Source organism: Bacillus cereus group sp. BfR-BA-01356, assembly GCF_022663635.1.
Classification (GTDB): Bacteria; Bacillota; Bacilli; order Bacillales; family Bacillaceae_G; genus Bacillus_A; species Bacillus_A cereus.
Window position 1 is genome coordinate 1 of sequence record NZ_JAKUFX010000173.1, and the last position, 10350, is coordinate 10350.

The window sequence follows — 10350 nt, forward strand, 5'->3', positions numbered from 1 at the left end:
TAAATGTTTCATCATATGTTCTTCTAATTTTCCCCATAAAAAAATCCCCCTTATAGTAGACAGGATATAAAGCTTTCTTTTTTCTGTCTACTATAGGGGGAGCATATCATTATATGAGGCTCTTTTTTATTTCCAACAAATTCATGACAACTCTTCTCTTTCCCTCAACCAACTGTAAAATATTGTACAATAGAAGTAGAACCTCACCTTAGATTTTTTCTCCATACATACTACTCACAAATAATAGCAACACTACCATTGCTAACTGTTTTTACTGGAGGTGCTTACTTATGAGCAATTGGTACAGTAAGACGAAAGATCAAACATTAATTGACCTAGAAACAAACGAACAACACGGTTTAACAGATGAAATTGTAAGTGAACGTTTAAAGCAATACGGTTCTAATGAATTAGCTACAAAACAAAAACGCACTTTATTGCAGCGTATTTTCGCCCAAATTAATGACGTCCTCGTATATGTCCTTATTATTGCAGCCCTTATTTCTGCCTTTGTAGGTGAATGGGCAGATGCAAGTATCATTGCGCTCGTTGTAGTTTTAAATGCTGTTATCGGTGTCGTCCAAGAATCGAAAGCAGAACAAGCCTTAGAGGCATTGAAAAAGATGGCGACACCTAAAGCTATCGTCAAGCGAGATGGTGAACTAAAAGAAATTCCATCTGAGCACGTCGTTCCAGGTGATATCGTTATGCTCGACGCCGGACGATATATCCCATGCGATTTACGCCTTATTGAAACCGCAAATTTAAAAGTTGAAGAATCTGCTCTAACTGGTGAATCTGTCCCTGTTGATAAAGATGCAATCTACCACCCTTCCATGCAAAGTGATGAGCAAGTACCACTCGGCGATCAAAAAAACATGGCATTTATGTCCACTCTTGTAACATACGGAAGAGGCGTCGGTGTTGCTGTTGAAACTGGAATGAACTCACAAATTGGTAAGATTGCTACCCTTTTACATGAAGCAGACGATGATATGACACCACTTCAAAAAAGCTTAGCACAAGTCGGAAAATATTTAGGCTTTGTCGCTGTAGCTATTTGTATCGTTATGTTCCTCATCGGTTTTTTACAAGGCCGGGATACGTTAGAAATGTTTATGACTGCTATTAGTTTAGCCGTTGCAGCTATTCCAGAAGGCTTGCCAGCTATCGTTTCCATCGTTCTTGCAATTGGTGTGCAACGTATGATTAAACAAAACGTTATCATTCGGAAACTACCAGCTGTTGAAGCCCTCGGTTCTGTCACAATTATTTGTTCAGATAAAACAGGTACGTTAACGCAAAATAAAATGACCGTTACTCACTTTTATAGTGATAACACATACGATCGCTTAGAAAGTTTAAATGTAAATAATGATGCGCAACGTCTATTGTTAGAAAATATGGTGCTATGTAATGATGCTTCTTACAATAACGAATCACAAACGGGAGACCCGACTGAAATTGCACTTCTCGTTGCTGGAACCACTTTTAACATGCAAAAAGATCATTTAGAAAAAATACATGAACGTGTTAACGAAGTACCTTTCGATTCAGATCGTAAAATGATGTCAACCGTACATACATACGATGAAAGCTACTATAGCATGACGAAAGGCGCTATTGATAAGCTCTTACCTCGATGTACCCATATTTTTAAAAACGGCAAAATTGAGATTTTAACTGATTCTGATAAAAATCAAATATTAGAAGCTGCCGGAGCAATGTCTCAAGAAGCTTTAAGAGTACTTTCATTCGCATTTAAACAATACAATTCAAACGATGTGGATATAAATCATCTTGAAGAAAATCTTATCTTTATTGGTCTTGTCGGTATGATTGATCCACCACGAACTGAAGTGAAAGATTCAATTACAGAATGTAAAAAAGCCGGTATTCGCACAGTTATGATTACTGGTGACCATAAAGATACCGCCTTTGCAATTGCCAAAGAACTTGGCATTGCTGAAGAAATATCGGAAATTATGATTGGAACTGAATTAGATAACATTTCTGATACAGAACTAGCTAGCAAAATTAATCATTTAAATGTATTCGCTAGAGTCTCTCCAGAGCATAAAGTGAAAATTGTAAAGGCATTACGCGCGAAAGGAAATATCGTTTCTATGACTGGTGATGGCGTCAATGATGCACCATCTTTAAAGCAAGCCGATGTCGGCGTAGCGATGGGCATTACAGGAACAGACGTTGCAAAAGGGGCAGCAGATGTTGTGTTAACAGATGATAATTTCTCATCTATCGTGAAAGCTGTTGAGGAAGGTAGAAACATTTATCGCAACATAAAAAAATCAATTCTCTTCCTACTCTCTTGTAACTTCGGAGAAATTATCGCTTTATTTTTAGCAATTTTACTCGGCTGGGCAACACCACTACGACCTATTCATATTTTATGGGTGAATTTAATTACAGATACACTGCCTGCATTATCACTTGGGGTTGATCCTGAAGATCCAGATGTGATGAAGGAAAAACCACGACATGCAAAAGAAAGCTTATTTAGTGGCAGCGTTCCTTTCCTGATTTTCAATGGAGTTATCATTGGACTTTTAACGCTAATAGCTTTTATCGCCGGAGCAAAATTCTATACTGGAGATACAAATTTATTCCCTCTTTTCCCAGAGCGAATTGATGACGATGCTCTATTACACGCTCAAACGATGGCATTTGTCGTTCTTAGTTTTTCTCAGCTCGTTCATTCATTTAACTTGCGTTCAAGAACGAAATCAATTTTTTCAATTGGGATCTTTACAAATAAATATTTAGTTTTCTCCCTTCTTATCGGTGTTCTTATGCAAGTTTGTATCATCTCCATCCCGCCCCTTGCAAATATATTCGGTGTACATGCATTAACGATGCGAGATTGGGGATTCGTTCTCTTATTAAGTATCATTCCACTTGTTGTGAATGAGATTATTAAATTAGTGAAGAGAAACTAAAAAGGCAATGAGGAATATTCCTCATTGCCTTTTCATTTACCCCATATTAACGGGCAGTAAAACCCCCACCTCAAAATTTAGCTAGAATAAAGAAACTAGGTGGGAGATTAACTGCCCATAAACATCCGATTGGTGTGGGCTAATAATCAGTGGGGATGAACAAAACCCCACTGATTAAAGTTTCACTTTATCCTTGTAATTCTTTTTTGATGTTCTCTGTTAATGTAGCCATACGTTTGCGGCTTTCTTCACGCTCACGTTTGTTTTGCTCTTCAATTTGTTGTGTTTCTTGCATACCTCTTGAAATAATGTTCCAAGTTTCCTCAAGTGTTTCCATCTTAATACTAGAAGAACCTGATAATCTCGCTACTTCTACACTTTGCGTTGCGATATTTTGTGCATTTTTCTTAAGTAATTCATTTGTACGGCGATCCAGTTCAGCCATAGAATCTGCAACAAGCTTTTGACGCTTCGCATTTACCGCTTGAATGATACCATTTTTAAAGATAGGAATCGTTGTAATAAATGCTGTATTGATTTTACCAATTAATTTATTATTACCACGTTGAATCATACGAATTTGTGGTGCTGTAAGTAACGCAACCATACGTGCTTTTTCTAAATCGTCAATACGCTGTTCTAAAATTTCAACAGAGTTTTTAAGCGACTCTAATTCAATACCTGCTAATTGATCATTATTACGTACACGCTCTTCATACATCGGAACTAACTCTGTATTTAAACGCTCTAATAACATTTCTCCTGCTACTACGTACTTCTCTAAGTCTAGATAATATTTTAAGTTTTGCTCATACAAGCCATCTAACGTACCAATTGATTTTTTCATCTCATCTTGGTACTTCGTAATTTCCACATAAACTTTATCAATTTCACGGCCCATCGTTTGATACTTGCTAAAAATTTGTTCAATCATTTTATCCGCTTTTTTAAACATACGTGAAAAGAAACCGCTTTTCTCTTCCGCAAAGTCTTTACTATCGAATCGGTCCATAATTTTACCAAGCTGTTTTAATAATTCACCAGAATCTTCTATCTTTGATAATGACATTGTATGTAAAATTTGATCAGCAAAACGTGAAATTTCCATAGAAGGTTCTTTTCCAAGTTCAATTAATTCTAATTGATCTTTAATATCTACCGCATTATAAATACGTTGTACATCCGCATCTTGTCTAAGTTGTAAGCGAACATCTTGTGCTGTTTGTTCATTTAATTCTGTTTTCGGATCTAGTACGACTGGGTTATTCATATGGTATTCTCCCTTTCCTTATAAAAATGGACGAAATAGTCCTTTTATTGTTTGTGATAAATTTTTATAGGCTGATGAACCATGAAACTCAAGATCGAAATTAACCTCTTCAAGCCAATGTGAATCAAATGCCCCCGCTTCAATATACGGTTCAATATCGTTTCTTCCCGTTGGATTGAAATGAAATACATCTACTCCAATTTGATTCAAAAATAGTAATAAAACAGCATCAGAACGAGTTAACTCTCCACTCTTCTCATTATTAAATATAACAATTTTCGGTACATCTTGTGAATAATCAAATTTCTCAAGCTGTTCTAAAATATTCGGTGGTATTTGAGAAAGTTGCGCGAAAACATATAGCGCTACATCTTGTTTCGTCTCTTTCGCAATTGGTTTACACATTTCACTTTCACACGTATGGATAATCGCTTCTGCAATTCCATGCTGTAAACCTTCCGGTAAACGCTTATGCGGCCACCAATGGCTATTCATAATTAGATCAGGATGCAATTTCCCAGCTCGGTCCAATGCATCTCGATAATGATATTGGAAGTTTGCTTTTTGCTCTTTCGTAAATGGGAATGTATTAATTAATAAACTGTTATCAAATGATGTAACAGCCTTTAATCGTTGAAAATATTCTTTATCATTCTTTGAAACGCCGGATATTTTCGCAAATAAAGAAGGGATATAAATGTGTTTATTTTCAACAAAGAATGTCGGGCGTACAAACGCCTTTTCTTTCGTAATTAAAAAGAGTTCATCATATGTTGTTTTTAGTGTACGAGCTACAGGCGTATAGGAACGGAATTGCCACGGCTTGTACAGCAGTGAATTATCGTGGTGAAGTACTTGTTCAATTTCTTTCGAAGCTTGATACGCTACTGTTGCAACACGCTCACGGCGACGATCAGGGAATGGTTCAAGCGAAATGCGACTTGAATGAGATACAACAAAAGTTCTTCCCTCTTCATCAATATTTTCAAATCCATCTTTTCCTTCTGGGTGATAATAAAGCACATCACAACCGAGCATAATAAGAAAGTATAAGAAATATATACGGCTTTCCTGTGCATCACCGTACCAAATGATACGCGGCATTTGTTTCTTATAGTTAATCGTAGAGAACCACTTCGCTACGTAATTTTCGCTTAGTTTAATTATGTCGATTAAAAAACGACGGAAGCCTTCTGTCTTTAACGACTGATTATGTTGCTTCTCATATAATTTCAATAGTGAAATAAACGTCGTATGTATGTAATGCTGTAAATCAGGATTGTCTACTTTCGGTAAAAGTTGTTTCCCAGATAAGTGTGCAACTAGCCTATTTACTGTCAGACCATTTGGTGCTTCTTGATGTAATCCGAACACTTCTTGAATATGACGAAGCTTTTCCGAATCAATCACTTTGTTTAAATTTTGTTCGTGTAAAACTTCGATTCCTTTCGCTTCACTATAATCAAACAGTTCATTAAAATATTCATCTACATCATTAGGAACACCAAGGATTCGACATGCTATATAACTAAATTTCATCTCATTCTCTGTCAGCTCATATTGTGGGCGTTTTTCTAAAAGCGTTTCAAATTGCTTTAAATCTGATTCATCTTTTAATGCATATGGTTGAAGTGTAAAACGTGAAAACACAACAGTTCACCTCCAAAAACATTTACGTTTTTTCTAAGTCCTTCTTCTATTATAAACTATTTTTGGTTATAAAAAATGGGCGCTCGCAAAACGAGCAAACCCATTTCAATTATTTATTGTCTTCTTTAGTAGCTGCAACTTCTTCTTTAGCTTGTCCAGAATTCTTCATGTAGTGAAGTATAAATGTTGCTCCAAATGCTACAACTAAAATAATGAAGAACAATGTATGACTTACTTCAATATGAATAACAGACAGTAACATTTTTGCTGCAATAATTAAGATTAAAATATATGCTGTCGTTTCAAGTTCTGGAATACGCTCTAACAATTTTAAGAATACACCAGCGATACCGCGCATCATTAAAATACCGAGCATTCCACCTAATAATAGAATCCAAACTTCATTTGATACACCAAATGCAGCAAGCACGCTATCTACAGAGAATGCGATATCCATTAATTCAACCATCGCAACTGTTCCCCAGAAGACACCAAACATTCTGAAGAGAATACTGTTTTGGTTCATACCATGAGCTTCCTCTTCTTCTGCATTACCTTTTCTTTTATCAATGAAGTATTTAACTGAAAGCCACGCTAAGTAAAGTGCACCTAACACTTTTACCCATGCTAATTTAATTAAGAACATTCCGATTCCAATCGCAATAAAGCGGAACACATAAGCTCCAATAAGTCCATAGAATAATGCTTTTTTACGTTTTTCTTCCGGAAGGTGTTTTACCATTACTGCTAACACAAGTGCGTTATCAGCAGATAATAATCCTTCAAGTACAACAAGTGTACCAATTAATCCCCAAGATACTGGATCCTGCAACACTTTAATCCACATGTCCAAGTCGAAAAACTGAGCATACGTATCAAGGATTCCTTGCAAAATACTCATCTTACCTTTATCCCCTATTCTTTGCTAGATTTATAGAAAGGTCAAAAAAAGGAAACGAATATCGTTTCCTTTCTATGCATCCAAGCCATACGCTCTTACAAGCGCACCTAAACCACCTTGGAATCCACTTCCTACTGCATTAAACTTCCACTGTCCATTATGACGGTATAATTCACAAAAGACAACTGCTGTTTCGATGGAGAAGTCTTCCCCTAAATCAAAACGAAGAACTTCTTCACTCGTTTCTTCATTCGCTAAACGCACGAACGCATTTCCTACTTGTCCAAAGTTTTGACTACGGCCTTCCGCATCATAAATCGTAACTGTAATAGCAATTCTGTGCACATCTGCTGGAACTTTCTTCAAATCCACAACAAGTTGCTCATCGTCACCTTCACCTTCACCTGTACGGTTATCTCCTGTATGTAAAACAGATCCACAAGGAGACTGTAAATTATTATAGAAGATAAAATCAGTTTCCTTCGTACATTTTCCGTTTGCATCTAATAAAAAGGCAGATGCATCTAAATCGAAATCGGCTCCGCCGTCATAAGATTTAATATCCCATCCAAGACCAATTACTGCTTTTGTTAAACCAGGGCTTGTCTTACCTAAATCGATTTTCTGGCCTTTTTGTAATTGAATAACCATCTATATTCACCTCTATATTTTTATCTTTAAAAATATATCCATCAGTAAACATACATTTCACCGATGGATATATAAATCAAATCTATTACTCTACATCTAAACCAAAGTTATTACATAGAGACGCTAATCCACCTTGGAATCCACTTCCGATTGCATTGAATTTCCAATCACCTGCATGACGATATAATTCACCTACTACTACGGCTGTTTCAATAGAGAAATCTTCTCCTAAATCGTAACGAATTAATTCTGCATTCTTTTCTTCATCAAGAATACGTACGAAAGAATTAGAAACTTGTCCGAAGTTTTGGCTACGGCCTTCTCCATCATAAATTGTAATTGTGAAACAAATACGTTCGATGTGAGCAGGAACATTTTTCAAATCTACTTTAATCGCTTCGTCATCGCCTTCACCTTCACCAGTGCGGTTATCTCCTAAATGCTCTACAGCACCATTCGCACCTTTTGGATTATTATAGAAAACGAAATCTTCAGCTCCTGAAACTTTACCATTCGCGCCTACTAAGAAAATACTAACATCTAAGTCGAAATCGTTTTGTCCGTCATAACGATTCGTGTCCCAACCAAGTCCTACAAGAACTTTCGAAAGACCTGGATTCGTTTTTGTTAAGTCTACCTTTTGTCCCTTTTTCAATGAAATTGATGCCATATACAATTCCTCCTCGGTTATTTTATTGATAACGTGATACAATCTCACTTAAGTTTTTATCTTGCGTGCCTTCTCCAACTGCTGAAAACTTCCATTCACTTCCGTGACGATACATTTCACCTGCAATTAGGGTTGTTTTGCCAGCATAATTATCCGATAAATTATAGCGTGCTAATTCTTCACCAGTTTGCGGGTTTTGAATACGAATATATGCATTACGAATCATCCCGAAATCTTGACGACGATTTACACAGTCATAAATATTTACAACGAATACTAAACGATTAATACGGCTTGGAACTTTATGTAATTCTACGAAAATTGTTTCGTCATCACCAGCGCCTTCACCTGTTAAATTATCTCCTGAATGAATAATACTACCACAAGTAGAAAGTTTATTTCCGAAGTAAACTAAATCATTTTTGTTTAAAAAACGATCTCCTTCTAACATAACAACAGATGCATCACAATCTACATTTGGTTTACTTCCAAATAATGAAGACAGAAATCCACCTGATTGCCCAATTGGATCCCAGCCTAAGCCAACCTGTAGTTTTGCTACTTTTGGTTGTCCTTTCGTTAAATCGATCTTTTGACCTTTTTCTAAAATAATAGGCATGAAGTTTCTCCCTTTCTACAAAGCATTTTCCAAATCGGAAAATATTGTATTCTTCTCTTATATTGTAGCATTATTTACCTAGCGATAAAAAGGATAAATTCTCAGTTATATGAAAACATTCATATAATTTACTTATGATGATGTAAGAAGTGGTAAATAGCACCAATCATTCCTGCACAATTACCGTTTTGTGCAAGTTCAATCTCACAATTATTATAAATCTCTTGATTTAAGTATTTACTGACCTCCTCTTTTACTTCTTTTAAAAACTCATTTCCTCTATCGGTAATTCCTCCACCAATAATAATCGTTTCTGGATTAAAAGTATAAGCAAGATTACTAATTCCAATCGCCAAATGTTTAAAGAAGATCCCAACTGCTTGAGCAACTTCCCGATCTCCTTTATCATACAACTCGAAAATTCTTTTCCCATTCCACTCGCCTTTGCCTTTATATTTTCTTACAAGCCGAATTAATCCTGAAATCGAAGCAACCTCTTTAAACGTTTTTCCTTCTATTAACATATTCCCCCATTCACCAGCACTAAATGAATGTCCTCGGTACAATTCTCCACCTATAAAAATTGCTCCCCCAATTCCTGTTCCAAGGGTGAGCATAATAAAGTTCTCTTTCTCTCTTCCACTACCATTCCACTTTTCTCCAAACGCTGCACAATTCACATCATTGTCAATCGATACTGGAACTTTTAATATCTCTTGCAATCTATCAATAATAGGAATAGTACTATATCCCGGAATATGATCCGCACCTCCCGTCACAATTCCTTTATTAATATCAACAATTCCCGCAGTGCTAATACCGATTCCGGCAATAGTATGTTCATTCATTATTTTTTTGGATACATATATAAGTTTTTGAATAATTTGTTCTCCGCCTAAATGAATTTCTGTTGCAACTGTTTGACGCTTTAATACTCTCCCTATTTCTGAAACAATACCATACTTAATTTGCGTACCGCCAATATCAAACGCTATATACTCTTTCATCTGCTGCCACTTCCTCTACCGTTATAAATGTAAATTCTCCCCCTCTACTATTTGCAGGAAATCTACATTAACTCTTTTCTGCTTTGACAAATACACCACCTTTTTCTATATATAGTTTTTTTTGCATAAAACTCTTTTTCCTAAGAAATATTACAAAGGGATGTATTTTAGATGGAACATTAATCTCTTAGGAGGAAAACCATGACGAAAATCTTCATTTTAGCATCAACACTCTCTTTATCTTTTTTTAGCGGTTTAAATATCGGTAATGCTGCAACTGAAAACTTCCAACCATTAACAAACGCTATTGTACAAAATAGCGATCATTTTGCAGAAGGAAACTCAAAGGATAATAATATACCTCCAGGAAATAACGGTTCTCAGGACGATACTGGTTCTGGTGACAATGGTTCTGGCGGTAACGGTTCTCAGGACGATGCTGGTTCTGGTGGCAATGGTTCCGGCGGTAACGGTTCTGGTGACAATGGTTCTGGCAGTAACGGTTCTGGTGGCAGTGGCTCTGGTGGCAATGGTTCTGGTGGCAACGGCTCTGGCGGCAGTGGCTCTGGTGGCAATGGTTCCGGTGACAACGGTTCTGGCGGCAATGGCTCTAGTGGCAATGGTT

8 protein-coding genes and 1 pseudogene are annotated in these 10350 nt (G+C 36.5%); 2 read left to right on the top strand and 7 right to left on the bottom strand.

What is annotated here, in order from left to right; genetic code table 11:
- Window positions 1–290 precede the first annotated feature (290 nt).
- Window positions 291–2957 carry a cation-translocating P-type ATPase gene (locus MR168_RS30380; protein ID WP_086385311.1) on the top strand — a complete coding sequence of 889 codons (2667 nt, stop codon included), beginning with the start codon at window positions 291–293 and terminating at the stop codon, window positions 2955–2957.
- Between the two features lie 187 nt (window positions 2958–3144).
- Here MR168_RS30380 and MR168_RS30385 read toward each other — a convergent pair whose 3' ends face one another.
- The 7 genes from MR168_RS30385 to MR168_RS30415 form a co-directional block, all read right to left on the bottom strand.
- Entirely contained in the window at window positions 3145–4227 is a 1083-nt protein-coding gene (locus MR168_RS30385; RefSeq protein WP_001064409.1) for a toxic anion resistance protein, read from the bottom strand.
- An 18-nt stretch (window positions 4228–4245) separates the two neighbouring features.
- A complete protein-coding gene (locus tag MR168_RS30390) occupies window positions 4246–5877 on the bottom strand; it encodes a YceG family protein (RefSeq protein WP_000492859.1) in 1632 nt (543 codons plus the stop codon).
- Window positions 5878–5986: 109 nt separating this feature from the next.
- Window positions 5987–6778 (bottom strand): TerC family protein, encoded by a 792-nt coding sequence (locus MR168_RS30395; RefSeq protein WP_000025695.1) that lies wholly within the window; start codon window positions 6776–6778, stop codon window positions 5987–5989.
- Window positions 6779–6850: 72 nt separating this feature from the next.
- Window positions 6851–7429: a TerD family protein gene (locus tag MR168_RS30400; protein ID WP_000236643.1), complete on the bottom strand. Its 579-nt coding sequence runs from the start codon at window positions 7427–7429 to the stop codon at window positions 6851–6853.
- An 85-nt stretch (window positions 7430–7514) separates the two neighbouring features.
- Entirely contained in the window at window positions 7515–8099 is a 585-nt protein-coding gene (locus MR168_RS30405; RefSeq protein ID WP_000146726.1) for a TerD family protein, read from the bottom strand.
- A 22-nt stretch (window positions 8100–8121) separates the two neighbouring features.
- Complete coding sequence (locus MR168_RS30410) at window positions 8122–8718, bottom strand: TerD family protein (protein ID WP_001121586.1); 597 nt, start codon at window positions 8716–8718, stop codon at window positions 8122–8124.
- Between the two features lie 128 nt (window positions 8719–8846).
- Window positions 8847–9725: an ROK family protein gene (locus tag MR168_RS30415; protein ID WP_086412074.1), complete on the bottom strand. Its 879-nt coding sequence runs from the start codon at window positions 9723–9725 to the stop codon at window positions 8847–8849.
- Window positions 9726–9926: 201 nt separating this feature from the next.
- Here MR168_RS30415 and MR168_RS30420 point away from each other — a divergent pair.
- Window positions 9927–10350 (top strand): annotated as a pseudogene (locus MR168_RS30420) (cell wall anchor protein); the annotation flags it as partial.